We start from the raw sequence: 26,057 nt of genomic DNA, 5'->3' as shown, positions 1-26,057 counted from the left end.
CTGTGCCTTTTTTATGAATCATTTTAATGCTGACTGTACGGAGTCCGGCATATCTTCAAACCTGACTTCCTCCCAAGTCTCGACATACTTTCCTTTCGCCTTCACCTTCAAATACGCGTTCTTCCGAAGCTCTTTGCCGGCGAAAAAGGTCACTTCTTCTTTTTTCCCGGATGCATTGTATCCGTCTAATGTATATTCAGTACCGCCCGGGCTAAGATGTCTGCCATCTCGATCAATCTGCACATAGACATCTTGCTGGTGAATAAACGGATTAAATCTGTCTGTAACATCATTATGAAAAAAGAGAAGACCGCATATTACGGCAGCAGCCGCCAAGACGGCCAGGATCGCCAATGCTTTTTTCATCTTTGCACTCCCCTTACTTGTTCATTTTTTTCAAATAGTTTGATCGCACCACGAGGAAGAACAAAAGCTGAAAAATGAAAAACCCTCCGATCGTGAGACTGAGCGGACCCGCTACATCGGAATAGCCTTCGACGGCCAATGTTCTCAGGGCAAACAGCGTATGCATGACGGCAATGACAAATGGAAAGAAAAAGAGAATCGCCAATTGTATCGTCACGCTTTGTGACATTTCACGCTCACTCAGGCCGATTTTGGCCAGTGAACGGTAGCGCTCCCGATCTTCATCTAAATCGGTGAACAGCCTGAAATATAAGAAACTTGCTGCAGCGACAAAGAAGACGATCGCGATAAACAGCCCGATGAATAAACTCAAGCTCGGCAGCTGCACCGTATCATAGTAAGTACCGGCTTTTGCCATAAAATCAGAATGCACGTCGATATAGTTGCCGTAAATCTCATTTTTCAAGGATTGGCTGATCCCAAGACTGTCTTTCCAATGATCATAGCTGTAGCCGTATAATGACGCTTTATCACCTAGTGATTTAAGCTGATCAAAGGTTTGATCGTTAACCGCGATGATAGCATTCAATGAAATCAGCGGTTTTTGGACTTCTTTTACCGACAGTTTTTGATCAGACGGCTTGCCTTTTTGATTCAGCAGCTTCAGCTGATCCGGCGCTTCGTTTTTGAAATTGCGATCATACGTGCCCGGAAAATAGACAGCCTCATCATTTTTCAGGCCGTTCAGCTTAACATGGAAGTATTTTGATACATCCGATTCGCTGATCATGTAAACAGGGGGAACAGTTTCTCCTTCCTGATAGCGAACATAGGAAACATCTATTTTGTCTTTCTTATACGTAAAGCCGTGTGTTTTCAGTTCATGGTCAATATCTTTCAAATGAGTCTGTTCTTTTGGATTGTTGCTGAAAGATATATATTCCATCTCATAAGCGGACTCTTCAGCCCCGACAGTCGATTTGTACATGGCGAGCACGCCTGTCGCCGTAAACGCAACCGCGGAAATAATGCTGACAATAAAGAACAGGCGGGCGTTGTCTTTTAAACGATAGACAAGATCAGAAACCCAAATGACATTTTTCCCGCGCAAATAAAAGGTTTTCCACTTCTTCAACGCGCGCAGAATCCAGATGCTGCTTTGGCTGAAAAAGAAATACGTACCGATGACGGTGAGCAGTAAAATGATAAACGGTTGAGTCCCGTGAACATTGCCTTTCAGAACCATTCCGTACCCGCCGCAAAGGCAGGCGATGCCGAATAAGGACAGAAGCACGGACGGCTTCGGCTCCGGCTTGATCTTGTCAGTGCCCTTTATTAATTTGATAACGGTATTTGATCTGACAAAAAGGATCGTAAACTGCGATAAAAGGAAAAATAAGAGCAGAAATCCGCCGGCCGTAATGCCTAGCGCTTTCCAAGGCATATACAGAGGCAGCGCGTCCATTTCTAAAATATAAGCGCCGACCGTAAAGAACGTCTTTGAAAAAATGAATCCTCCGATAATCCCGGCTGCAATCGACATGACGCCAATGATCATGTTTTCCGCTGTAATGAGCTTTCTCAGCTGCACCGGCGTAATACCCTGCATAAGCAAAATGCCGAATTCTTTATTTCTCGATTTCAAAAATGCATTAACCGAATACAGAACAAATAAGAAAGAAAAAACAAAGATCATCCATTCCGCAGCGGTTAAGCCTTTTTTGGCGATGTTATTCAGGTAGCCTTCCTTTAATGCCGGATGAAACAGGAACATCGCAAAGGTAAAGAAAATCAAAACGGAAAAGGCGCTGCTTAAAAAGAATGCAAGATAGGCCCTTTTGTTTCTCGTGACGTTTTTATAAGCGAACTGAAGAAAGGTCATTTGCGTTTCCTCCCAGCATAGACAGCACATCAAGAATTTGTTCATAAAAGACTTGGCGGTTTTCTCCGCGGTAAATCTCATTAAACAATTCGCCGTCTTTTATAAAGATGACGCGGCGGCAGTAGCTTGCCGCAACCGGATCGTGGGTCACCATCAAAGCCGTGACATGATCATCCTGATTTAGGCTCTGCATCGTTTCCATGACGTCTTTTGACGCTTTGGAATCAAGGTTTCCCGTCGGTTCATCAGCCAGAATGAGTGATGGCTTATGAATGACCGCTCTTGCAATGGCGGCCCGCTGACGCTGGCCTCCGGATACTTCAAACGTCCGTTTGTTAAGCAGGTTTTCGATACCGAGCTTTGCCGCGATGGCGTGCAGTTTTTCTTCCATGACAGACGGCGCTTCTTTTTCAAGCGTTAACGGCAGCATGATATTTTCACCGATTGTCAGCGTGTCCAGAAGATTGAAATCCTGAAACACAAATCCGAGCTGCTTGCGGCGGAAATGAGCGAGCTTTGTCCGCTTCAGGCGATGCGGGTTTTCTCCGTGAATCAGGATATCGCCTGAATCTGGACGGTCAATCGTTGAAATGATATTCAAAAGCGTTGTTTTTCCGGACCCGGACGGCCCCATCACCGCCGTGAACCCGCCTTCTTCTATTGAAAATGAAATTTGCTTTAAGGCTTGATAAGATACTTGTCCTTTATAGGTTTTATTTATATGTTTGACTTCAAGCATATTCGCCATGAGAATCCTCCTTATGATTTTATTCTTGTTGATCTGGGCTGCTTTCATGTAGTGCCGGGGCATTTAACATAAAAATCCCCTTGACGTAAATCCATGTTATCAAGGGGAAACAAAACGAGCTATGTTGTTTTCTTAACGCAGCCTTACATTTTTGTAAGAAATGAAAATCGAACCGATGTCCCTTCACCGGGAGACGAGCTGATGTCCACCGTATGATTGAGCTTGTCCGTAATTTCTTTGACGAGATGGAGGCCGATTCCCGTAGATTCTTGGAAACGCCGCCCGTTTTCACCGGTATAATAAGGGTCAAACACCCGCTTGATGTCTTGCGAGGGAATGCCGACACCGTAATCTTTAACTTCAAGCACCGTCCTGTCTTCATCGCGGAAGACATTCAGCTCCAGTCTGTCACTCTTGCCTGCCGAATACTTGACCGCATTTGTAACCACTTGGCCGATCGCAAATTTGAGCCATTTTGCATCAGTGTAAATCTGATGGTCATCGCGAATGTCCATTTTCGGATAAACGCGGTATTGAATAAAAAATCGTTTATAGCTTTGAATGACTGATTGGAGAAGCTCTGATAAGGAAACCGCTTCGACTTTAAAATCCCGCTCAAACAGGTCGAGCCTTGATGAATAAAGAAGCGTCTCCAGCCCGAATTCAATCTGCCGAACCTCTTTTTTGATTTGTTCAAAAACGGGTTCATCCTCTTCCTGAATGATTAAATTAATGACCGACAGGGGCGTCTTCACTTGGTGCACCCATTGATTCATATACGTCACCCTCGCTTCTAGCTTAGCTTCGGTCTCGTGGAGCTTCTGATGCTGCAGCCGGATTAGCTCCATCTGCTTTTCATATAGCTCTGAACAAAACACTGAAGAACCGAGATACGGGATGTCCGTCCCTTCCTGCTCCGAGCTGAGCCAATGATACACACCGCGGTCTTTGTACCAGCGATAGGCAAGATAGCCCGCCAAAATAAGAAGCTGCACACCCAATATGTAAAACAGGTGAGAAAAAGAATGAAGACCTGCAAACCAGTAATAAAAGAAGACAAACAGCCCTTGAAGGAGAAAAAGCAGAATCAGCACTGCATGAGACCGGAGAAACAGCTTCATGACTGCGCCCTCAGCTGGTAGCCTTCGCCCCGCACCGCTTCAATAGAAACAGGCGCATTCAGCTCCCGCAGTTTTTTTCTGAGCCGCGTGATATACACGTTAAGTGTATTATCATCGATGAATATGTCGGTGTCCCACGTCTTTTCCATGAGACGGTCCCGACTCGTCACCTTTTCTCCCCGCTCCAGCAGCACTTCCAAAAGCTTGCTTTCTTTTTTAGAAAGCTCGCTTTTTTCATCCTGAAAACGCAGTTCAAAACGTTCCACAAAGAGCTGGACGCCGGCATATTCAACCACTTTCTCCCCCTGCTTTGCGGCGTACTCTCCGTACGCCCTCCGGATCTGGCTTTTGATTTTCGCCAGCACAATATCGTAGGAAAACGGTTTTTCGATATAATCGTCTCCGCCGTTTTCAATCGCCATCACCTGATCCATTTCCCCGCTTCTGGCTGAAATGAAAATGATCGGGCTTGTGGAGTGCTGGCGGATCTGGCGACACCAATAATAGCCGTCATAGGACGGCAGGTTGATATCAAGCAGCACCACATCAGGCTTTTCCCGCAAAAAGACATCAAGAACAGCCGTAAAATCCGCGGCTACTACTGTTTGATATCCGTATTTTTCAAGGTAATTCTGCAATAGTCCGCGAATGTCTTCACTGTCTTCCACAATCATGATTTTATTCAAACTGAACCACTCCCGTTTCTTACACTGCTGCCATCATCATAATCGTTTTGGGCGTATGGACGCAACACCGCGCAAAAAAACCGCCATCCCGGCGGTTTCTGGTCTCTTCAGCCGACCTGCTGCTTAGCTGCTTTACCGGCTGATCCGAACTCTCTCATTTTGCTTCGCGCTGTCTCTTCCACGGCTTCAATGCCGGGTGTCATATAGCCGCGCGGTTCGTACAGATCGCTGTTTTCCTGAAACATGCGGCGTGTTTCGTCTGTCCAGGCGACCATACATTCCGTATTGATATTGATCTTCGCGTGGCCGAGCGTGATGGCTTTTTTGATCTGATCCTGCGGAATCCCGGATGCCCCGTGAAGAACGAGGGGAATATCAGTCATGCGGGAGATAGCCTCCATTTCCTTAAATCCGAGATTCGGCTCACCCTGATATTTGCCGTGTACAGAGCCGAGGGCGGCGGCCAGCGCGTCGATATTGGTTTCTTTGACGATCCGCTCACATTCTTTGATATCGGCATAGCGGACCCCGCCGACCAGGCCGTCTTCCATTCCGCCGACCGTGCCGACTTCCGCTTCTACTGACACGCCGTGCTTTGCGGCATAATCGGTGACTTCTTTTGTCATCGCGATATTCTCGTCAATCGGCTGATGGGAGCCGTCGATCATCACCGAGCTGAATCCCGCGTCAATGGCCTGTCTGCAGCGTGCCGCACTGCTTCCGTGATCAAGATGAAGCACCACGGGAACGGTAATCGCCATGTCCTCCATTAACGCGCCGACCATGGCGGCAATCGTTTTAAATCCGCCTAAATAGTCGACCAGTCGATCGGAAGCCGCGGCGATGACTGGTGATTGCTCCTTTTGCGCCGCCTGCAAAATCGCCTTCGTCCACTGCAAACCGTTGATATTAAACTGGCCGATCGCATACTGCTCCCGCTTTGCATCTTCAAGAAGCTCTTTCATCGATACAAAAGCCATGTCCACCCCTCCTTTTTCCATTAGATATTGAAGTATTTTGATACGACGTCCACTGTTGTTTGTTTCGCTGTTTGAATGGCTTCCTCAGCACTCAGCTTATAGTATTCAGGGCGGAAGAGCTCAACCGATACAACATCTGAAAAACCGATTTCTTTCAATGCTGATAAGTGGGCATCTAAGTCAATCGCCCCTTGTCCCGGCCAGACGCGGTCTTCATCCGTTAAAAAGCCGATCGGGAAATCTTCGGTATCATCGATATGATAGATGAAGATTTTCTTTCCGTCCGCCTGCTTTAAGCTCTCAATGTTCGAACCCATGGCGTGGAAGTGGAAACTGTCAAGGACAAGCCCGACATTGTCCCGGTTGACTGTGTTTATGATGTCATACGCCTGTTCAAACGTATTGACCGTACATTGCGGATGGCCGACAAATTCAAGCGCGATTTTTACGCCGTACGGCTCCGCGATATCTGAAAGCTCAGTCAGCACCTCTACACTGCTCTTTTTGATCTCTTCTTTTACAATCTTCTGCTCTGTCACAAGCGGAACGGCTACCACATATTTCACACCGAGTGTTTTGCACGTTTCCATCATGCCTTTAAACTCAGTGATGATCTCATTATGGCCCTTTTCATCACGATTGTTGAAGAAAACAAGTGCATTTAAGGCAAGCGGCTTGATGTGATGAGTTTGAAAATACTCCGCAAGCTCAGCCAGTGAATGGTCTTCTAAGTACTCCGGCAGCTTATCCATTGTGCGGATTTCAATATAATCATAGCCGTGCTTTTCGCATAGCTCTAAATCCTGTTTAAGGTTTGAGTTTTCCAATGTTGTGGCTTCATTAAAACAAAGTTTCATGTCAGACTCCCCCATCTGCGTGTTAGATATGAAGGGAGTTCGGCAGGAAGGCTGTTCGCCATATCCCGCCGAACTCCATGCTCAGCTTATGCCAGACCTAATTCTTCTTTCATTTTTTTAAGCATAAATCGGCTTGATTCATCCGCTCTTTCGTCGACCCAAGCAAATACGGCATTCGTCGCAATTCCGTCGAACTTCATCTCTCTCAGCTTTCTGAAAATCGTCTCAAAATCAACCTCGCCTTGGCCAATGTCCAAGTGCTGGTGAACCGTTACTTTCGCGTCAGGCGGATTGACGATGTAGCGCAGGCCATGAGCCGCTTTATGATTATAGGTGTCTGCAAATAAAACATGTGTGAGGCGGTCCCCGGCTTCGTCAAACATGGTCTCAATGTCGCCTTTGCCGTCATCATAGAAGAACGTATGCGCAGTCGAGTAGACAAGATTGATCCAATCCTTGTCAAGCGCGCGGATCATATCCATCGCACCTTTGTGCGTTTCGATAAAATCGTATGGGTGGGCTTGAAGGTTGAGTTTCATGCCTTCTTTTTCAAAGACTGGGAGAAGCTCATCCATGGATTTGATAAATTTTTCTTCACTTGTTAAAGGATCATACTTTGATCCGCTGAATTCGCTGTTCATCAAATCTACTTCAAGTTCAACCGCAATTTCGATCGCCCGCTTCCAATTGCGCACCGCTGCCTGCCGGCGGTCTTCATCAGGACCCGCCCAGTGGTAAAGCGGAAGAAGCGATGAAAGCTTAACACCTGTATCCCTTAAAAGGCGCTTTAATTGTTTGATCTTTGCTGAATCGACTTTCGGATATTTATAAAACGGGCAAAAATCCTCACGCGGAGACAATTCGATATATTCATAGCCAAGCTCTGCCGTTTTATAGACCGTTTCCTCCAAAGTTAAATCATCACGATACATGGATGGATCTAATGCTAACTTCATATTTTCACTCCTCTGTTTTTTAGTTTTGAACTGTTGTATAAGATTGATAGAATTCCGGTTTTTCCTTCAATTCAACCTTTTCTTTTTGTCCGGATTCTTGGGCCTTCACACAAGCATCCGTTGTAACAGCGGCAATATAGCCATCCCATGCCGTTGGTCCGCTGACCTCGCCTTTCTTTTGAATCGAATCAATAAAGTCTTGAATTTCCACATCGTACGCAGCCACAAAGCGTCTCTGCCAATCCATCAAAATATCAGTGCTGAATTTGCCTTCTTTTCTCAAGCTAATGCTTGATGGCTCGGGAAGCTTGATGATGCCGTCTTCTCCGACGATTTCGCATTGAATGTCATAGCCGTATTTACAGTTCACATAGATTTCAGCATTGATGACGATGCCGCCTTTTGTTTCAATCACCACGATTTGCGGATCTTTTAAATGCGGAAGCGCGTTTTTTGATTTTTTCGGATAGATGACTTGAACGGACTCGTAGTCATCATTGACGAGCCAGTGGAGCACGTCAATTTCATGAACAAGCGTGTCGACTACAGCCATATCCGTTGTATAGTTATCTCCTACAGTCGGGTTGCGGTGCGCGCAGTGAATCATAAGAGGCTCGCCGATGACATGATTATCGAGCGCTTCTTTCAGCTGTACGTAACCGCTGTCATAACGGCGCATGAAGCCGACTTGAACAAGGCGTTTGCCCACTTTGATTTCTTCTTCGACGATGCGCATGCATCCTTCAGCCGTTGTCGCGAGCGGTTTTTCACAGAATACATATTTCTGGGCTTTAATCGCTTTCAGCACGCTTGACTCATGCGCAGGCCCCCAGCTTGTCACTAAGACAGCGTCTACATTTTCGTCTGCAAGCAGGCTGTCATCATTCGGATACACCGTCGCGTTTAATTGGTATTGCTCAACGACTTTTTGTGCAGCTTCTTGATTAACATCCGTTACAGCTACGATTTCTGCGCCGGACAGCTTGTTCGTAATGCGGTTAATATGTTCTTTTCCGATTGCTCCAGTTCCAATTACGCCAATACGTAAACTCATTGACAGCCACTCCTTCTGTTGGTTACATGATTTTGCTTTCTGTTCCTTGCTTTACTTGGCTCCGAGGAGATCCGTAGAGTTCCTCTTGAATTTGTTCAAGCGACTTGCCAGACGTATTCGGCGCAAAGAGCAGCCCGATGATCATGCTGGCCGTCACACATCCGAGTAGAATTGCAGCCATCGTTCCAATGCCAAAATTGGTGATAATCATTGGGACAAACAGACTCCAAATCCCTATTGAAATACGGACAAGGAAAAACATCAGTCCCTGTGCGGAAGCACGATATTGCGTAGGGAAGATTTCACTCGCCCATAACTGATAGTTCGCTTGCTGCCCGGCCCCGTTATTAATGCCGATCACGACAATAAACAGGAGCAGAATCGGCAGGCCTTCAACCGGCAGCAGAAACAGTGTCCATCCGATCACCGCCATAAAAGCGGCGATTCCAAATACGGTTTTTCTATGTTTGTCGGCAAAGGGCATGAAGATCAAGGCGACCCCCAATCCTGTGAAAATAAACAGCCCCATTTGCAAAAGATTAGCCATGTTGGCAGAAACACCGCCGACCTGCTGATAAATGTATGGCATAAAGAAGCCCATGACCCCGGCGGCTAAGTTCCAAATCAAGTACACACCCATCAAAAACAGGATGCTTTTGAGATACATAGGCTTGAGCAAATCAAAATACGATGTCTTATTCAATACTGCCGCCTTCTCTGTTTGAGCATCCGCCGGCTGATTGTTTGACTTCCAGGCATCTGACTCCGGAAGCCTGATTCTCAGGATGTACGTAATCAGCGCAATCACAAGCAGATGGGCAAATACGATTTTATTCCCCAAGAGGCCCAAATCACCAACCAGTACAGAGAGAAGCAGCACAACGACTGCCCCCGCGGCCCAAGCGACTTGTGCTACGCCGCAATGACGGGCCCGATTCTTCTTTGGCGCATTTTCAGCAATAATGGTCCATGATGCGGTAATATCAGCTCCTACCGATAAACCGATAATCATGTAACCGCTTAACAACATGGGGAAATTAACCCCAAATAAAACCAAACAAATCCCTAGTGCATAAACCAACATACTATTGGTGTAAACAGCCTTCCGTCCGACTTTATCAGCCAGAAACCCGCCGAGCAGCGCGCCAACAGCAGCTGAAATCGCGTTTGCGCTCAGGGCGCCGAGCAGCCCGATCTGCGTATCGGACAGCTTAAGGTAACTGACCCATAACGATAAACCGGCAGAGCCCGCCACAATTGAACCGGCATCAATATAGTTGGCTAACGCTGCCGCGATTGTCCGTTTATTGAAGGCTGAATCTCCATTGGTATTGCCCATATGTTCAGTCCCCATTAAGCCAAATCCAACAACTGCTGATCAATATAGTTTCTCGCGATCAATGCATATTCAAGCGGGTTTGCAACATCGGGGTCCTGTTCAGCTTCAATGACAATCCATCCGGAATAACTGTGCTTTAACAGCAGCTGATATACTTCTCTAAAATCAATGCAGCCGTCACCGGGAACTGTAAACATGCCTTTTAAAAATGATTGCCGGAACGATTGCCCTTCAAGCCTGCATTGTTCCATGACGTTCAGGCGGGCATCCTTAAAGTGCACATGCTTAATGCGGCCGATATGCTTCACAAGCAACCCCATGTAATCGCCGTCAGAAATATACGCATGGCCTGTATCATAGAGGAGGTGCACATGCGCAGGGTCTGTTCCTGTCATCAGGCGGTCCACTTCTTCCGCTGTTTGGACACCAGTGCCGAGATGGTGATGATAGACGAGCTTCAAGCCATGCTGGTCAGCAATGTTGCCAAGGTGATTCAGCCCTTCGCAAAGCCGCTCCCATTCATCATCTGTAAAGTGCGGCTTCTCTGTGAACACGTTTCTCTCCAAGCTTTGCACGCTGTACGTTTGCTCAGAGACAACTGCGACATCCGCGTTTACTTGCTGCAAATACTCACAATGCAGGGTAAATGCCTTTGCCGCTTCACCAAGTCCGTCACGCAAAATAAAACTGCTGAACCATTTGCCTGCAATGCGTAAATTCCGAAGCTTCAGCTCTTTGTTCAGGATGGCAGGTTCGGGGAAAAAGCCCCCGACCTCCGTGCCTTGAAAACGTGCGACAACGATATCACTTAACAAATGCTGAAGTGTATTTCCCGCTCCAATTTCAGGCATGTCATCATTCCGCCACCCAATGGGAGCGATTCCCCACAGGATTTCATTTTTGCCCATCTATGGTGCCTCCCCTCTAATACTGCTTCGCAGATTCCAGCTTTTTCTCTTTTGCTTCGTATGCTTTCTGAACGCTTTCTTGTTCAGATACCTCTGCCACCCCGACATGCCACCAGCTGTCATATCCGTCCGTCATTGTTTTTGGCAGAACTTTCATTTCTATTAACGTTGATACATCCTGTTTCTTCGCATCCTCTAACGCCGCTTTTAATTCTTCTACTGTGTTCGCGCGGTAGGTTTTCGCGCCGTATCCCTCAGCGACTTTCGCGTAATCGACATTCAGGATTTGGTTGTCGTCTGTGCGGAACTCGCAATAGTAGCTGCCGCTGCCGTGATCCATTTGCAGGTTGTTGATGCATCCGAATCCCGAGTTGTCAAAGAGCAGCACATTGATTTTCTTGTTGTACTGAATCGCCGTAATCAGCTCGGAGTGAAGCATCAGGAAGCTGCCGTCTCCGACAATGGAATACACTTCTCTGTCAGGATGGGCAAGTTTAAGACCGAGTGTCCCTGACACTTCATAGCCCATGCAAGAATATCCGTACTCCAGGTGATACGTATTCGGAACATTAGAATGCCACAGACGCTGCAAATCTCCTGGAAGTGAGCCTGCTGAACAGATGATGACGCTGTCTTCAGGAATCGTCTCATTGATTGTCAGCAATGCCGTTGTTTGCGGAAGCTCAGTATTCAAGGCGTCGGCATATTCATTCATAACATCTTGAGAGAAATGATGTTTGATTTCCGGATCAAATGCTTCCCGCTTAAACGTCACTTTGCTGAGGCGTTCGCGTTCAGCAAGCCATTCGTCCTTCAGCTCCCGAATCGTTGTGCCGAACTCGCTCTCATAGCCTTCAAGCAAGCCGTGCAGTTTGCCAAGCGTCACTTTCGCATCCGCTACCACTTGGAATGCATCAAGTTTATACGCCTGCATTCGGCTAACGTTAATGTTCAAAAACTTCGCTTTATCAAAATCAAAAGCGGTCTTAGAGGATGTCGCAAAATCTGTATACCTTGTGCCGATGCCGATAATCAAATCAGCTTGGCGGGCCGCTTTATTTGCTGCAAGTGTGCCTGTGATGCCCATTCCGCCAAGGTTGTTCGCAAAATCAGCCTCAACAGTAGACTTTCCTGCCTGTGTTTCAACTAATGGAATGTTATAGGCTTCAGAAATGGCAACCAATTCATCCCGCGCACCGGAGTATTTTGCGCCTCCGCCGACAAGGATCACAGGTTTTTTGCTGGATTTAATCAGCTCGGCCGCACCTTGAAGCTCGCGCTCGCTCGGCTGCATGCGATCAATATAGTGAACCCGTTTGACGAAGAAACTTTCATCAAAATCGTATGCTTCCCCTTCAACATCCTGAGAAATACAAATCGTTGCCGGACCTGCTTTTGCCGGATCAGTCATGACTTCAAACGCGCGCAGCAAACTGCTCATGAGCTGCTCAGGGCGCGTAATGCGGTCCCAATATCTCGAAACAGGTTTCAATGCATCGTTTGTTGTAATCGCCGCACTGTATTCTTGCTCCATTTGCTGCAGTACAGGGTCTGGCTGTCTTGTCGCAAATGTGTCTGCCGGAATCAAGAGAACTGGGATATTGTTTGCCAATGCAGTACCGGCTGCCGCCACTAAGTTAGCCGCTCCCGGTCCGACTGATGTAGACACCGCATATATTTTTCTTCTCAGCATTTGCTTGCTGTACGCCATGGCCGCATGCGCCATTCCTTGTTCATTTTTCCCTTGATAGACTTTCAAATGGCCTGCATCCTGCTCAAGCGCCTGCCCGATCCCCAATACGTTTCCATGGCCGAAAATCGTGAAAATCCCTTCGACAAAAGGCTCTTCCTTTCCATCTACATGGATGTACTGCTGGTTTAAGAATTTAATCAGCGCCTGTGCTGTTGTTAAGCGAATTTTCTTACCCACAAACGATCCCACCTTTACTCGATCTTTTTCAATTATGACTGTGCTTCAATAAGCTGTACGATTTCATCCGCAGTCGGCATCGCTTCTGACGAACTGTGCTTGCTCACCACAATGGAAGCTGAAGCACTGCCGTATTTCAATGCCGTTTCGATGTCTTTTCCGGTGACAAGGCCATAGATAAAGGCTGACGCATAGGAGTCACCGGCTCCAAAGGTTTTCAGCACTTTTGTCTTGTACGCTTGGGCACGGAATACGTCGCCGGATTTGCTGTATGCGTAAGAGCCTTCGACGCCGTGTTTGATGACAACGAGGTCGGCTGAATGGCCAAATAAATGATTGACGGATTCTTCATTGCTTCCGCCTGTGCGGTTTTCCATCACATCAAATTCATCGCGTGTGCCGATGACGATATCAGACTGCTCGGCAACCAAAGTGTAGTAAACGGCTGTTTCATCCGCTGACTGCCACGTATATGGCCGGTAATCCAGTTCGAACACCACTTTAACCTGATGCTTCTTCGCGTATTGAACAGCTTTTAACACCGCTTCCCGTGACGGACTTTTGGCGAGCGCTGTCCCGGAGACAAGCAGCATTTTCGCATTTGCGATATAGTCCTCACTTACCTCTGAAGGCTCAAGATAAAGATCCGCCACATCATCGCGATACATTAAGATGCTGCATTCTTCAGGGCTGAGGATTTCTGTAAATGCAAGGCCTGCTTTGTGTCCATCTTGATCAACAATCATCTGCTTAGTATCAACGCCGGTCTTTCTCATATAGGACTCTATGAATCTTCCATGCTGGTCATCTGGAATTTTGCCGATGAAGCCCGCTTTTAAGCCAAGCTTCGCGCTGCCGATCGCGATATTCGCAGGTGAACCGCCGACATATTTCGAAAATGTCATCGTTTCTTCCATTGGGCGGTTGTATTCGACTGCGTTCAGATCAATACATGCCCGGCCGATGGCAACAATATCAAAAGCCTTCTCTTCATTGAATGTATACTTCATCGTAAACAGCCACTCCTCACTTGTTAACGTTCTAAAATCCATTCATGCGCCGGGTCATTATGAAACTTCCATTTCCGCGTCGGCCCTGCCATGACATTTAAATAGTAGGATGTGTATCCGTCCGGCACACCTACCGGGTGGTATCCCGCAGGAACGATGACAACGTTTTCATTTTCTACAGTCATTGTCTCATCAATAGAACGGTCATCTGTGTATACGCGCTGAAACACAAAGCCCTGCCCCGGGTCTAACTCATGGTAGTACGTTTCTTCTAAGAAAGATTCTTCCGGCAAATTGTCTTGATCATGTTTGTGAGGCGGGTAGCTGGACCAGTTGCCGCTGTCTGTATAGACTTCAACCACTAATAGGCTGTTAGCTGAAGGGTCTGAATCCGGAAGAATGTTATGAACAGTACGTTTGTTTGAAAACTTCCCGCGATGCTCAATTCCGTTGTCTTCCGCTTTGATTAGCTTTGTCGGCAGCTGTTTTTCCGATGGAGAATAGCAAAGCGCCACTCTTGCGTTGCTGACCGCTGTAATCTCAAATGCACGGTCATTTGACATATAGACGCTGTCTGTCGGTTTTCGTTCGAATACGCTTTCACGGGTGCCGATATTCTCAAAAGTCGACTCATGATCCGTCACTGTAATTTTTCCCGTTACCGCCACAATACAGATTTCTTGTTTTTTCAATTCTTCTGCATAGCTGAAACCTGATGCAAGATCTAACACCTTAAACTCTACATAATTGAGATCAGAGTTGGATTTCGTTACTTCGTGCACCAGTTTGACTCCATTAGACACTTTATGTGACTGCGGCTTACGCAACAAATAACTCATAGTGAAGCCCTCCTCTTTCTATTGGCAGAATGAGTCCGAACAGCGCACATGGACGCCGTTCGGCTTTTCGTCGTTTAGTTGAAATCAGGTTCCGGATATCTCGCCGTAACCACTTTTTTACGCGTATAGAAGTCGACACTGTCTTTTCCGTTCGCATGCAGCGTCCCAAAGAATGAAGACTTCCAGCCTGAGAATGGGAAGAATGCCATTGGAGCCGGCACACCAAGGTTGATGCCGAGCATTCCCGCATCAATGTTTTCACGGAAATAGCGGATTGCGTTTGCGTTGGATGTAAACAGGCAGGCGCCGTTCGCAAACTCAGACTTATTGGCAATTTCAATCGCTTCTTTCAGGTTTTTCACACGGATGATAGATAAAACTGGAGCGAAAATTTCATCTTTCCAGATCGTCATCTCTGTTGTGACATTGTCAAAGATCGTCGGGCCGACAAAGTAGCCGTCGTCAGACACATTTTCACGGCCGTCACATACGAGTCTCGCGCCTTCTTCAAGGCCTTTTTCGATATAGCTGAGCGTGCGTTTCTTGTTGTCTTCACGAATCACCGGTCCTAAGAACACACCGTCATCAAGGCCATTGCCGATTTTAATGTCCGCCACTTTTTCCTGCAGCTTCGCCATAAATTCATCAGCGATACCTTCTTCAACCGTCACAACCGCACAAGCCATGCAGCGTTCACCGGCAGAACCGAAGGCAGCACCGACGATGTTTGTGACCGTGTCTTCAAGATGCGCGTCGTTCAAGACAATCGTATGGTTTTTCGCGCCGGTCAGAGATTGAACGCGTTTTAAGTGTTCGCTTCCTTTTTTGTAGACGTATTCGCCGACCGGCTTGGAGCCTACGAATGAAATCGCTTTAATTTCTGGATGCTCGAGGACGCCGTTCACAACGTCATGCGCACCGTATACGACGTTGAATACCCCTTTCGGAAGGCCCGCTTTTTCAAAAAGCTCAACCAACTTCTCTGTTAACAGCGGTGTCCGCTCTGATGGTTTTAAAATAAATGTGTTGCCGAGTGCGATCGCCATCGGGAACATCCAGCAAGGGACCATCATCGGGAAGTTGAATGGCGCGATTCCGCCGACAACTCCGATGGGGTAGCGGTAGTTGGCCGCTTCAACGTCCGTTGCGATGGAAGCAAGCGAGTCACCCATCATCAGGGAAGGTGCTCCAGCGGCGAACTCTACGTTTTCAATCCCGCGTCCCACTTCACCTAAAGCTTCTTTTGTGTTTTTTCCATTTTCAATGGTAATCAGATGAGCAAGTTCTTCTCTATGCTGAGACAGCAGCTGCTGGAAGTTAAATAGAATTCTGGCGCGGCGCGGAACCGCCACCTTTGACCATGTTTTAAATGCTTCAGCCGCTGTTTGCGCTGCGTAATCAATATCCTCTTTTGTAGAAATCGGCACTTGGCACAGTACTTCTTTCGTCGCCGGGTTGACGACATCTTCATATTGATCTGTTTTGCTTTCAACCCATTCACCGTTGATGTAGTTTTTTAATTTTCTGATTTCTGCCATTCTTATTGCCTCCTTCATTAGTAAACACATACACTTGTATGGATGGTTCAGGATAGATTCATATCAATATCCACTTTTCAGTAAGCCAAGAATTAAACGCTTTCAAAAAAACCAAAAAAATAAATGGCGGATGTATATTTACATACAAGCAACCATTTCATGCATAACAGGTTACTTCTTGGTCATTTCTTGGTTATATTCTAATCGTATAATACCCATAAGTCAATCATAAACACTACATTTTTTCATTATTTTTATGATATTAATCTTTTAATCAATGAGAAGAGTGACGAGAAGTCCATCGAATCTTGCGAAAGATATATAACGATGTTATCATTTTTTAAGCAACTATTGATTAACTTTTGGTTTTTATTATATATTTAAGTTACGTAAAGATTCAAGAAGGAGTTTTTGATATGAAACTGATGCGGATTCAGGAAATGGAGGAGTACATTTTATCGCATGGCACTGTTTCCTTAGATGAACTGTGCCAAGTGTTCAATGTCTCTAAAAACACAGTCAGACGTGATATCAACAAGCTAACAGAAAAGGGTGCGATAGAAAAAGTATATGGCGGCGTAACATCTATTGAAAAAACCGCATTAGTTCCTTTTGAAAATCGCACCATTCAGCACCAGGATGAAAAAACAAAAATCGCCCATTATGCTTCCCGTTTTATTGAAGATCACGATTTGGTCTTTATTGATTCAGGAACGACGACAAAGTCTATTCTTGATACGCTTGATCCTGCCAAAAATGTCACCATCTTAACCAACAGTTTAGACATTATCAATGCGGCATCAGCTTTGAAGAATATCAACTTAATCATTATCGGAAACAACTATAAGAGAAAAACCCGCTCCTTTGTCGGCATGGACGACCCGGCTATGCTTGATAAGTACAATATCAACAAAGCCTTTATGTCTGCTACCGGAACGACGCTGACACACGGATTGACCAATTCGGATCTGCTGGAGTATGAAATTAAAAAGAGGATTTCAGAAAAAGCAAAAGAAGTGTATCTATTAGCTGACCATTCTAAATTTGGAAAATCAACGCTTCTGACGTATGCACCGTTTGACAGGCTGCATTGCATTGTGACCTCTCAGCCATTAGACGACGAGTACACACAGTACTGCAATGAGCATCAAATCGGCATTCATCTGGCCTAACGTTTACAATAGTGTTGAGAGTTCATATCCATTTTATTCTAGGAGGCAGATCATGAAAAAAGCGAAACTCGGAAAATCAGACTTGCAGGTATTCCCTATCGGATTAGGAACAAATGCTGTCGGAGGACATAACCTCTACCCGAACCTGAATGAAGAAACCGGAAAAGAATTGGTGCGCGAGGCGATTCGTAATGGCGTGACCATGTTAGACACCGCTTATATTTACGGGATCGGCCGTTCCGAAGAATTAATCGGTGAAGTGCTGCGTGAATTCAACCGTGAAGATGTTGTCATCGCAACAAAAGCCGCTCACAGAAAACAAGGCAATGACTTTGTCTTTGATAATTCACCAGAATTTCTTAAAAAATCAGTTGATGAAAGCCTGAAGCGCTTGAATACCGATTATATCGATTTGTTCTACATTCACTTCCCTGACGAACATACGCCGAAGGATGAAGCCGTTAACGCACTTAATGAGATGAAGAAAGCCGGAAAAATCCGCTCCATCGGTGTATCCAATTTCTCTTTAGAGCAATTGAAAGAAGCAAACAAAGACGGTTTGGTAGATGTATTGCAAGGCGAATACAACCTGTTAAACCGTGAAGCGGAAAACACATTCTTCCCGTATACGAAGGAGCATAATATTTCATTTATCCCTTACTTCCCGCTCGTATCTGGCTTATTGGCAGGAAAGTATACAGAAGATACAACGTTCCCTGAAGGCGACCTGCGCAACGAACAGGAACACTTCAAGGGCGAGCGTTTCAAAGAAAATATCAGAAAGGTCAACAAGCTTGCGCCGATTGCTGAGAAACACAACGTGGATATCCCTCACGTCGTATTGGCTTGGTATTTAGCAAGACCGGAAATTGATATTTTAATCCCTGGAGCAAAACGTGCCGATCAGCTGATTGATAACATCAAAACAGCCGAAGTGACGCTTTCTCAAGAGGATATTTCGTTTATTGATAAGCTGTTCGCATAAGAAAATAAACCCGCCTTCACGTTTAAGAAGGCGGGTTTATTTGCACATTTATACTTAAATGGATTTAAATTTTCATTTTTTCATTTTTTAAAAATTGAAGTTACTTTTTTCCCTAAAATCGTAGTATGATAGGAATTGTTGAGCAGAAAATGCACATTGCAATCTTTCTTTTGTCTTATTTTTCTTTAGTTCTGCTTACGAATATCATCTTAGAGAAGAGGTTGAATACGATGAAGGTTTTGCTGAAAAATGAAGGCGGGCTGACAAAGGAAGTCAAAGTCGGATTTAGCTGGACGACTTTCTTCTTCGGTTTTTTCCCTGCGTTATTCCGCGGTGATTTAAAATGGGCTGCGATCATGTTTATTATTTCTGTCGCTCTTGGCTCATTTACGTTAGGAATTGGCGGCTGGGTCAGCGGCATTGTTTTCTCATTTATTTATAACAAGCTCTACATAAAAGAATTGATTGAAAAAGGATACCGCCCAGCAAACGAGGAATCCCAAGCGATTTTAGAAAGAAATCAAATCGTTACGCCCGCAGCATAAGAATGAAAACCTTACCCCATTTGGAGTAAGGTTTTTTCATGCCTGTTCCTCATCGAAGAACAGGCAAAACGATTTCGCATATGACAATCACAAGATCATCTCTCTATGCTGTTGTAAACCACGTATATAGATAAGCTGTTGTCCCTTCATAACCAAACACCATGAACAAATTCCAATCATCATAGATGACGACATGCCTGCTTTCATCCAGAAACAGCGACTCATCAATTTGAATACCGTTATTTTCATAGGTATGGATTCGCTGTAAAGCAGATGCTCCGTCAATTTTGGAAAAAACCCCATGTTCTATTACCGGTTCCAGTATGTTCGTTAATACAGCATCTCTAGTTTTCTCTATTGCTGCTCTGTTCCATTCCCGGCTTGCTTCGGCATACTCTTCCCTCTCTAGTAATAAACAAAAGACATCTTCAATTGATATATCTTCTGGCCTTTCAGCTATTAAGTAAAAAACGAATGATTCTGAATCAGGCTGGCGAAATTCCTGAATGCTGATATGCGGTAAAACATCCAATTGGCTGCTGCATACTTTCTTAAGCTTTTGCTTTTCCAACATAAAAAAGCCTCCTTATATTCATATCCTTGCGTAAAAAAGGTTTTGGCGCTTACAATAATTTTGAAAGGAATGATCACAATGGCAAATGCTCAATTCCCTCTTATCACACATAACCTATCTGTCGATCTTGTGAATACTGAAATCGTAAGCTATGATAAACGGCACGAGCTCATCCCGTCAGAAAAAGACCTGATGACATGGTTTGAAATAATGGGAGAAACAGCTCCTTTTCTCAGTTCTTTGACGCTACAGGAAGTCCGGGGACAATTGCAGCGGATTCATCAATTCCGGGCTGAGCTGAGAAAACACTTTGAGTGTATCGCCGAGGGCAGTGAACCTTCCCCAGCTTTTATCTCTTTCCTGCAAAATCAAATCACCGCCGCTCCTTTTTCTTATCAAATCATAGATGACAAACTTGCCCGCATTCCGAATGGAAAACCAGATGATTCCATTTTATCGCTTATCGCTTACGATGCGTTATGGCTGATTCACACAAAAGAAATCCAACAGCTGAAACGATGTGCAAATGAAAAGTGCATTTTGCTTTTTCTTGATAAAACAGGAAGACGAAAATGGTGTTCCATGAAGATATGCGGCAACAGACATAAGGTCTCACGCCATCAGAAAAAAATAAATCATGAGTAAGAATCCGTTCCCCAGCGAACGGTTTTTTTATTGATCCGAAAAACTAACCCCTAAAAATAAAATTGACAGGTTATTGTTTACCTATTATTCTAAATATACTGGAGGGATAAATTTGGAAAACAACTTCTTTTTAAAAATGAAAGGGACAGGAAAGACGCCTTTACGGGTAAACGGCAAAGACGCTGTTACAGGGCTTATCGGAGGATTTATAACCATACTGACACTCGCTTCGCTGACCGCTTATACATCAAGCTTATGGTTAATGGCGCCTTTTGGAGCAAGCTGTGTGCTCGTCTTCAGCGCTTGGAATGCTCCATTATCACAACCGAGAAATGTGATTGGCGGCCATTTTATTTCCGCGCTTACCGGGATTGTTGTCCTTCACATATTCGGCGCCCATCCATGGACCTTTGCATTGGGGACAGGGCTTGCCATTTGCTTGATGATGCTGACCAAAACCACTCATCCTCCTGCCGGCGCCGACCCGATTGTTGTTATTCAAGGGGCATATGCTTGGAGTTATTTAGTATTTCCCGTGCTCATTGGGTCTGTCATCATCGTGATTATCGCTCTCATTATTAATAACTTACGCAAAAATCGCCAATACCCCGCCTTTTGGCTTTAAAGTTTCCGTTTTTTCAAAACAAATGTTTCAAATGAGATAGGAAATGGGTACTAATCTATTAACTTTGTTACATATTTTTAGTTACTCATTGGCTCAACAACTGAGGAGGAGACATTTGTGAAGAAAGACACAAGGAAATATATGATCTACTTTTTCGGCGCTTTAGGGGGACTGCTTTACGGTTACGATACAGGCGTTATCTCCGGGGCACTCCTGTTTATCAATAACGATATTCCTTTAACGACATTGACAGAAGGATTGGTTGTCAGCATGTTGCTCCTTGGCGCGATTTTCGGTTCGGCCTTGAGCGGCACATGCTCAGACCGCTGGGGCAGGAGAAAGGTTGTATTTGTCCTTTCCATCATTTTCATTATCGGAGCGCTCGCTTGCGCATTTTCTCAAACAATCGGCATGCTGATTGCATCTAGGGTGATTCTCGGATTGGCCGTCGGCGGTTCAACGGCGCTTGTGCCCGTATATCTTTCAGAAATGGCACCGACAAAAATTCGCGGTACACTCGGCACAATGAACAACTTAATGATTGTCACAGGAATTTTGCTCGCCTATATTGTGAACTACCTGTTCACACCGTTTGAAGCGTGGCGCTGGATGGTCGGTCTGGCCGCGGTGCCTGCCGTGCTTTTATTAATCGGCATCGCATTCATGCCGGAATCGCCAAGATGGCTCGTGAAGCGCGGCCGTGAAGAAGAAGCGAGACGAATCATGAACATCACTCATGATCCCAAAGACATCGAAATGGAATTGGCTGAAATGAAGCAAGGAGAAGCAGAGAAAAAAGAAACAACACTCAGCGTCCTAAAAGCCAAATGGATTCGCCCTATGCTTCTGATTGGCGTCGGTCTTGCCATTTTTCAGCAGGCTGTCGGCATTAACACGGTCATCTACTACGCGCCGACCATTTTTACGAAGGCCGGTCTTGGCACGTCAGCTTCCGCACTCGGCACAATGGGAATCGGCGTTCTTAACGTCATCATGTGTATCACTGCCATGATTTTAATTGACCGCGTCGGACGCAAAAAACTTCTGATCTGGGGAAGTGTCGGCATTACACTGAGCCTTGCTGCTTTATCAGGCGTGCTCCTGACACTGGGGCTTTCCGCATCAACAGCGTGGATGACAGTAGTCTTTCTCGGCGTCTATATCGTCTTTTACCAGGCGACATGGGGTCCGGTAGTGTGGGTGCTCATGCCTGAGCTCTTCCCATCCAAAGCGCGCGGAGCCGCGACAGGGTTCACGACTTTGGTGTTATCGGCAGCCAACCTGATCGTGTCGCTCGTTTTCCCGCTGATGCTAAGCGCAATGGGCATCGCATGGGTCTTCATGGTTTTCTCAGTCATTTGTCTTCTCTCATTTTTCTTCGCTTTCTACATGGTGCCGGAAACCAAAGGGCGAAGCTTGGAGGAAATTGAAGCAAGCCTGAAAAACCGATTTAAAAAGAAGAAAAGCACCCAAAACCAAATGCTGAATGAGCGTACATTATAAAAAAAAGGAATCGTCTCCTTATGGGACGATTCCTTTTTCTGTTTACACCATGACCTTGCAAATATTGTTCGTAAATTCAACAGGGTCCTGAATCGGCAGGCCTTCAATGAGAAGCGCCTGATTGTATAAAAGGTTTGTGTATAGGCTCAGCTTTTCTTTATCCTGTGCAAACGCGTCTTGGAGCGTTTGGAATACCTCGTGATTCGGGTTAATTTCCAGCACTTTGTCCGCCTTTACATTTTGGCTGTCAGGCATCGCGTTTAAGATTTTTTCCATCTCAATTGTCACTTCGCCGTCAGCAGCAAGGCAAACTGGATGTGATTTAAGCCGTTTTGAGATTCTGACGTTTTTCACCTTGTCTGACAGAATGTTTTTCATTTCCTCAAATAGATCCTTATACTTGCTTTCCTCTTCCTCGGACTGCTTCTGATCCTCATCCGTGTCTATGCCAAGGTCTCCGCTTGATACGGATTTGAATTCTTTTTCCTGATAAGATGCCAGCATTTTAATCGCAAACTCATCGATGTCCTCAGTAAAGTAGAGAATTTCATAGCCTTTATCCGCCACCATTTCCGTTTGCGGCAGTTTCTCAATGCGATCGTATGAATCACCAGTCGCGTAATAAATGTATTTCTGCTCCTCTGGCATTCTGGAAACGTACTCGTCTAAGCTGACCAGTTTTTTCTCTTTTGAAGAGTAGAATAATAGGAGATCCTTCAATTGATCCTTATTCGCGCCAAAATCATTGTACACGCCGAATTTCAGCTGTCTGCCGAACGACTTGTAGAACGTCTCGTATTTCTCGCGGTCTTTTTTCAACAGGCTTTGCAGCTCGCTTTTGATTTTCTTGCTGATGTTTTTCGCGATCAGCTTCAGCTGGCGGTCATGCTGCAGCATTTCTCTGGAAATGTTCAGCGACAGATCCTCAGAATCGACCATGCCCTTCACAAAGCTGAAGTGATCCGGAAGCAGATCTGCGCACTTATTCATGATCAGCACGCCATTGGAATACAGCTCCAAGCCTTTTTCATATTCTTTGGAATAGTAGTCAAACGGCATGTTTTCAGGGATGAATAGAATCGCGTTGTAGCGAACCGCTCCATCCACACTGATATGAACGTGTGTCAGCGGTTTATCAAACCCGTAATGCTTTTCAGCATAGAATTTTTCGTAGTCCTCATCTGTCAGCTCGCTTTTGTTCTTTCTCCAGATCGGCACCATGCTGTTGACCGTCTGCTCTTCCTGCACCTCTTCAAACTCATTTTCGCTGCCTTCCTTCGGCTTATTAATGGTTGTGTCCATTTTGATCGGGTAGCGAATGAAGTCGGAGTACTTCTTGATGATCGCTTTTAAACGATATTCCTCTAAAAACTCGTCATAGCTGTCATCTTCTGTGTTCTCTTTGATTTTCAGGATAATGTCTGTACCGACAGAATCTTTTTCACACGGTTCAATCGTATAGCCGTCTGCACCCGCAGACTCCCATTTATAAGCCTCATCGCTGCCAAGCGCTTTACTGATAACTGTCACGACATCGGCAACCATAAATGCCGCGTAAAAACCGACACCGAACTGTCCGATAATATCATGCCCGTCTTTCAGCTCGTTTTCCTTTTTAAACGCGAGGGAACCGCTTTTTGCAATCGTGCCAAGGTGCTGTTCCAGCTCATCCTTTGTCATTCCGATCCCCGTATCAGAGATGGTTAATGTTCTCGCATCTTTGTCAGCCGCGACCTTTATGTAGTAACTGTCTTTATCAAACGTAAGCGCATCGTCCGTCAGCGCTTTGTAATAGATTTTGTCAATTGCATCACTCGAATTGGAGATTAACTCGCGCAGGAAAATTTCTTTTTGGGTATAAATGGAGTTAATCATCATATCCAGCAAGCGTTTAGATTCTGCTTTAAACTCTTTTTTCGCCACTCTTGATCGCTCCTTTAACGTTATGTAAACCCTTTTCAGCATCTATTTATCACATACGGTGACAATTGTCAATTAGATTGATAGATGCATATATATGTAAATTTAACATTAGTTGGGCTTGTTTTCACTCTTTTTCACACTCTTTCTAATAAAAAAAGAGAGGCTTCATCATCCTCTCTTTTTTTCTGGGTCATTCCAACGGCCAAACTCCCGCTTCATCCATATATGCACCGGGTAGAAAAACAAACCGAACGGTATCAAAAACAATAGATTATGCCATGAAGCATTCAGAAATGCGCTTGCAGTCACCGGAAACGTAATCTCTTGCAATACAAAAGAGATGACAGTCAGCACAACAAATGCAGCTGGAATGGTCACGAAGCAATAAAATGTAAGCTCCTTCTTATGCTGTACCTTCAAACTTACAAACCTCCCAACAATTTCTAATCCATTTTAACATATGCTGGCATTTCTTTTCTCGCATGTTTATCACTGCACATAGCGGGAAGACAAATAGTAAAAGGAGGTCTCGTATCATGGGAAGACTTGAAAACAAAACAGCAGTGATCACAGGCGCCGCGACAGGCATTGGTCAAGCGACGGCAGAGGTTTTTGCCAATGAAGGCGCGCGCGTGATGATCGGAGATATCAATACAGATCAAATGGAAGAAACAGTGGACGCAATCAGAAAAAACGGAGGACAGGCCGAATCCTTTCACCTCGATGTGTCAGATGAAAACAGTGTGAAAGCTTTTGCTGATCAAATCAAGGATGCATGCGGAACGATTGATATACTGTTTAATAATGCCGGCGTTGATCAGGAGGGCGGAAAGGTGCATGAATATCCGGTTGACCTGTTTGACCGCATTATCTCCGTCGACCTGCGCGGCACATTCCTTTGCAGCAAATATCTGATTCCGCTCATGCTCGAAAATGGAGGCTCCATCATCAACACCTCCTCCATGTCAGGCCGTGCCGCGGACCTTGACCGCTCCGGCTACAACGCCGCAAAAGGCGGTATCACCAACCTGACAAAGGCAATGGCAATCGACTACGCACGAAACGGCATCCGCGTCAATTCCATTTCACCGGGTACAATCGAAACCCCGCTGATTGACAAATTAGCAGGCACCAAAGAACAGGAAATGGGTGAAAAATTCCGCGAAGCCAACAAATGGATCACGCCGCTCGGCCGCCTCGGCCAGCCGAAGGAAATGGCAACAGTAGCGCTGTTCCTCGCGTCAGACGACAGCTCATACGTTACAGGAGAAGACATCACCGCAGACGGCGGCATCATGGCGTATACATGGCCTGGGAAGATGCTGATTGATGAGAAGTGGAAGGAAGAAACGAAATAGACATGCTGCGCAATTTTATGCGTTAATTAACAAAAAGGGAGCTCAACCTGAATCATCAGGTTAAGCTCCCTCTTCTTTTTTCCAAGTGAAAAACAACTACATATTGCATTTATCCATATATATTTTACAATGAATTTAGCATTTATTGGAGATTAACAGGGATGAATATTTTTAACCTTGCTTTATATCTTATCTATTTAACTGTGTACTTTTCGAGCTAAAAATACCAAAAGTTCAATGAATACTTAAAGTATATCCCTTATTAGGGTTACAGTAGTATAAAAATAAATTTGACAGAAAGGCACGCAATTTATGTCGCAAAACAAACTATTATTTTTACTCTTTTCATTTTCTTCTATCATTCACTTGCTCTTCAATACGATTTTAGATCCTACTTCAAGCTGGAAATCTTGGTCGGTGAACATTGCGCTAATTCTTTTAGCCCTTCTATTTTTAAATTTCACTTTGAAAGAAAAGAAAGAAACTCACAAGACCAAGTGACATAACGACACA

25 protein-coding genes are annotated in these 26,057 nt (G+C 45.2%); 7 read left to right on the top strand and 18 right to left on the bottom strand.

Annotated elements, in window-relative coordinates; all coding sequences use genetic code 11:
- Positions 1–18 precede the first annotated feature (18 nt).
- The 15 genes from NZD81_RS12145 to iolA form a co-directional block, all read right to left on the bottom strand.
- Positions 19–366: a YxeA family protein gene (locus NZD81_RS12145; RefSeq protein ID WP_040081276.1), complete on the bottom strand. Its 348-nt coding sequence runs from the start codon at positions 364–366 to the stop codon at positions 19–21.
- A 13-nt stretch (positions 367–379) separates the two neighbouring features.
- On the bottom strand, positions 380–2,248 hold the full coding sequence (yxdM, locus tag NZD81_RS12140) for an ABC transporter permease YxdM (protein WP_014666011.1): 1,869 nt from the start codon (positions 2,246–2,248) through the stop codon (positions 380–382).
- Positions 2,223–2,996: an ABC transporter ATP-binding protein YxdL gene (gene yxdL, locus NZD81_RS12135; RefSeq protein WP_065522943.1), complete on the bottom strand. Its 774-nt coding sequence runs from the start codon at positions 2,994–2,996 to the stop codon at positions 2,223–2,225. Before yxdL ends, yxdM begins: the two co-directional genes overlap by 26 nt.
- Positions 2,997–3,139: 143 nt before the next feature.
- A complete protein-coding gene (gene yxdK / locus NZD81_RS12130; protein ID WP_095431032.1) occupies positions 3,140–4,117 on the bottom strand; it encodes a two-component system sensor histidine kinase YxdK in 978 nt (325 codons plus the stop codon).
- Positions 4,114–4,803, bottom strand: coding sequence for a two-component system response regulator YxdJ (gene yxdJ / locus NZD81_RS12125; protein WP_014666014.1), 690 nt, complete (start codon positions 4,801–4,803; stop codon positions 4,114–4,116). The genes yxdK and yxdJ overlap by 4 nt, the downstream gene beginning before the upstream one ends.
- Before the next feature lie 107 nt (positions 4,804–4,910).
- Positions 4,911–5,783 carry a 6-phospho-5-dehydro-2-deoxy-D-gluconate aldolase gene (gene iolJ, locus NZD81_RS12120; protein WP_282373845.1) on the bottom strand — a complete coding sequence of 291 codons (873 nt, stop codon included), beginning with the start codon at positions 5,781–5,783 and terminating at the stop codon, positions 4,911–4,913.
- A 20-nt stretch (positions 5,784–5,803) separates the two neighbouring features.
- On the bottom strand, positions 5,804–6,640 hold the full coding sequence (gene iolI, locus NZD81_RS12115) for a 2-keto-myo-inositol isomerase (RefSeq protein WP_069150645.1): 837 nt from the start codon (positions 6,638–6,640) through the stop codon (positions 5,804–5,806).
- A gap of 86 nt (positions 6,641–6,726) precedes the next feature.
- A complete protein-coding gene (locus NZD81_RS12110) occupies positions 6,727–7,596 on the bottom strand; it encodes a sugar phosphate isomerase/epimerase family protein (protein WP_014666017.1) in 870 nt (289 codons plus the stop codon).
- Positions 7,597–7,615: 19 nt separating this feature from the next.
- Positions 7,616–8,650, bottom strand: coding sequence for a bifunctional inositol 2-dehydrogenase/D-chiro-inositol 1-dehydrogenase (iolG, locus tag NZD81_RS12105; protein WP_069150647.1), 1,035 nt, complete (start codon positions 8,648–8,650; stop codon positions 7,616–7,618).
- 22 nt (positions 8,651–8,672) lie between these two features.
- A complete protein-coding gene (gene iolF / locus NZD81_RS12100; RefSeq protein ID WP_282373846.1) occupies positions 8,673–9,989 on the bottom strand; it encodes a myo-inositol transporter IolF in 1,317 nt (438 codons plus the stop codon).
- Positions 9,990–10,003: 14 nt separating this feature from the next.
- Positions 10,004–10,897 carry a myo-inosose-2 dehydratase gene (gene iolE / locus NZD81_RS12095; RefSeq protein WP_282373847.1) on the bottom strand — a complete coding sequence of 298 codons (894 nt, stop codon included), beginning with the start codon at positions 10,895–10,897 and terminating at the stop codon, positions 10,004–10,006.
- A gap of 16 nt (positions 10,898–10,913) precedes the next feature.
- Complete coding sequence (gene iolD / locus NZD81_RS12090; protein ID WP_282373848.1) at positions 10,914–12,827, bottom strand: 3D-(3,5/4)-trihydroxycyclohexane-1,2-dione acylhydrolase (decyclizing); 1,914 nt, start codon at positions 12,825–12,827, stop codon at positions 10,914–10,916.
- A 32-nt stretch (positions 12,828–12,859) separates the two neighbouring features.
- Positions 12,860–13,837 carry a 5-dehydro-2-deoxygluconokinase gene (gene iolC, locus NZD81_RS12085; RefSeq protein ID WP_040081258.1) on the bottom strand — a complete coding sequence of 326 codons (978 nt, stop codon included), beginning with the start codon at positions 13,835–13,837 and terminating at the stop codon, positions 12,860–12,862.
- 23 nt (positions 13,838–13,860) lie between these two features.
- A complete protein-coding gene (gene iolB / locus NZD81_RS12080; RefSeq protein ID WP_040081257.1) occupies positions 13,861–14,676 on the bottom strand; it encodes a 5-deoxy-glucuronate isomerase in 816 nt (271 codons plus the stop codon).
- Positions 14,677–14,750: 74 nt separating this feature from the next.
- Positions 14,751–16,214 (bottom strand): methylmalonate-semialdehyde dehydrogenase, encoded by a 1,464-nt coding sequence (gene iolA, locus NZD81_RS12075; protein WP_282373849.1) that lies wholly within the window; start codon positions 16,212–16,214, stop codon positions 14,751–14,753.
- A gap of 416 nt (positions 16,215–16,630) precedes the next feature.
- Here iolA and iolR point away from each other — a divergent pair, with 416 nt between their 5' ends.
- The 3 genes from iolR (at position 16,631) to NZD81_RS12060 (ending at position 18,916) form a co-directional block, all read left to right on the top strand.
- Positions 16,631–17,386 carry a myo-inositol utilization transcriptional regulator IolR gene (gene iolR, locus NZD81_RS12070; RefSeq protein ID WP_003227050.1) on the top strand — a complete coding sequence of 252 codons (756 nt, stop codon included), beginning with the start codon at positions 16,631–16,633 and terminating at the stop codon, positions 17,384–17,386.
- Positions 17,387–17,438: 52 nt separating this feature from the next.
- Positions 17,439–18,371 (top strand): aldo/keto reductase, encoded by a 933-nt coding sequence (locus NZD81_RS12065; protein WP_205440429.1) that lies wholly within the window; start codon positions 17,439–17,441, stop codon positions 18,369–18,371.
- A gap of 230 nt (positions 18,372–18,601) precedes the next feature.
- Positions 18,602–18,916 carry a hypothetical protein gene (locus tag NZD81_RS12060; protein WP_014481421.1) on the top strand — a complete coding sequence of 105 codons (315 nt, stop codon included), beginning with the start codon at positions 18,602–18,604 and terminating at the stop codon, positions 18,914–18,916.
- A gap of 103 nt (positions 18,917–19,019) precedes the next feature.
- Here NZD81_RS12060 and NZD81_RS12055 read toward each other — a convergent pair whose 3' ends face one another.
- On the bottom strand, positions 19,020–19,490 hold the full coding sequence (locus tag NZD81_RS12055) for a hypothetical protein (protein WP_069150655.1): 471 nt from the start codon (positions 19,488–19,490) through the stop codon (positions 19,020–19,022).
- Between the two features lie 69 nt (positions 19,491–19,559).
- Between NZD81_RS12055 and NZD81_RS12050 the strand changes: the two genes are divergently transcribed.
- The 3 genes from NZD81_RS12050 to NZD81_RS12040 all read left to right on the top strand — a co-directional run bounded on the left by NZD81_RS12050 (position 19,560) and on the right by NZD81_RS12040 (position 22,263).
- On the top strand, positions 19,560–20,135 hold the full coding sequence (locus NZD81_RS12050) for a CGNR zinc finger domain-containing protein (protein WP_069150811.1): 576 nt from the start codon (positions 19,560–19,562) through the stop codon (positions 20,133–20,135).
- Positions 20,136–20,271: 136 nt separating this feature from the next.
- Positions 20,272–20,760, top strand: coding sequence for an HPP family protein (locus tag NZD81_RS12045; protein WP_237711729.1), 489 nt, complete (start codon positions 20,272–20,274; stop codon positions 20,758–20,760).
- A gap of 117 nt (positions 20,761–20,877) precedes the next feature.
- The gene (locus NZD81_RS12040; protein ID WP_064671725.1) at positions 20,878–22,263 is read left to right on the top strand and encodes a sugar porter family MFS transporter; all 1,386 of its coding nucleotides are present in this window, start codon (positions 20,878–20,880) and stop codon (positions 22,261–22,263) included.
- Between the two features lie 42 nt (positions 22,264–22,305).
- Here NZD81_RS12040 and htpG read toward each other — a convergent pair whose 3' ends face one another.
- Both htpG and NZD81_RS12030 read right to left on the bottom strand, forming a co-directional pair.
- Positions 22,306–24,186 carry a molecular chaperone HtpG gene (gene htpG / locus NZD81_RS12035; RefSeq protein WP_040081245.1) on the bottom strand — a complete coding sequence of 627 codons (1,881 nt, stop codon included), beginning with the start codon at positions 24,184–24,186 and terminating at the stop codon, positions 22,306–22,308.
- Between the two features lie 168 nt (positions 24,187–24,354).
- A complete protein-coding gene (locus NZD81_RS12030) occupies positions 24,355–24,606 on the bottom strand; it encodes a hypothetical protein (protein WP_014666034.1) in 252 nt (83 codons plus the stop codon).
- A gap of 116 nt (positions 24,607–24,722) precedes the next feature.
- Here NZD81_RS12030 and NZD81_RS12025 point away from each other — a divergent pair, with 116 nt between their 5' ends.
- Positions 24,723–25,544 (top strand): SDR family oxidoreductase, encoded by an 822-nt coding sequence (locus tag NZD81_RS12025; RefSeq protein ID WP_282373851.1) that lies wholly within the window; start codon positions 24,723–24,725, stop codon positions 25,542–25,544.
- The last annotated feature ends 513 nt before the right edge of the window (positions 25,545–26,057 follow it).

Source organism: Bacillus sp. B.PNR1, assembly GCF_030386235.1.
GTDB lineage: Bacteria > Bacillota > Bacilli > Bacillales > Bacillaceae > Bacillus > Bacillus stercoris.
This window is presented reverse-complemented; position numbering and strand designations above follow the sequence as displayed.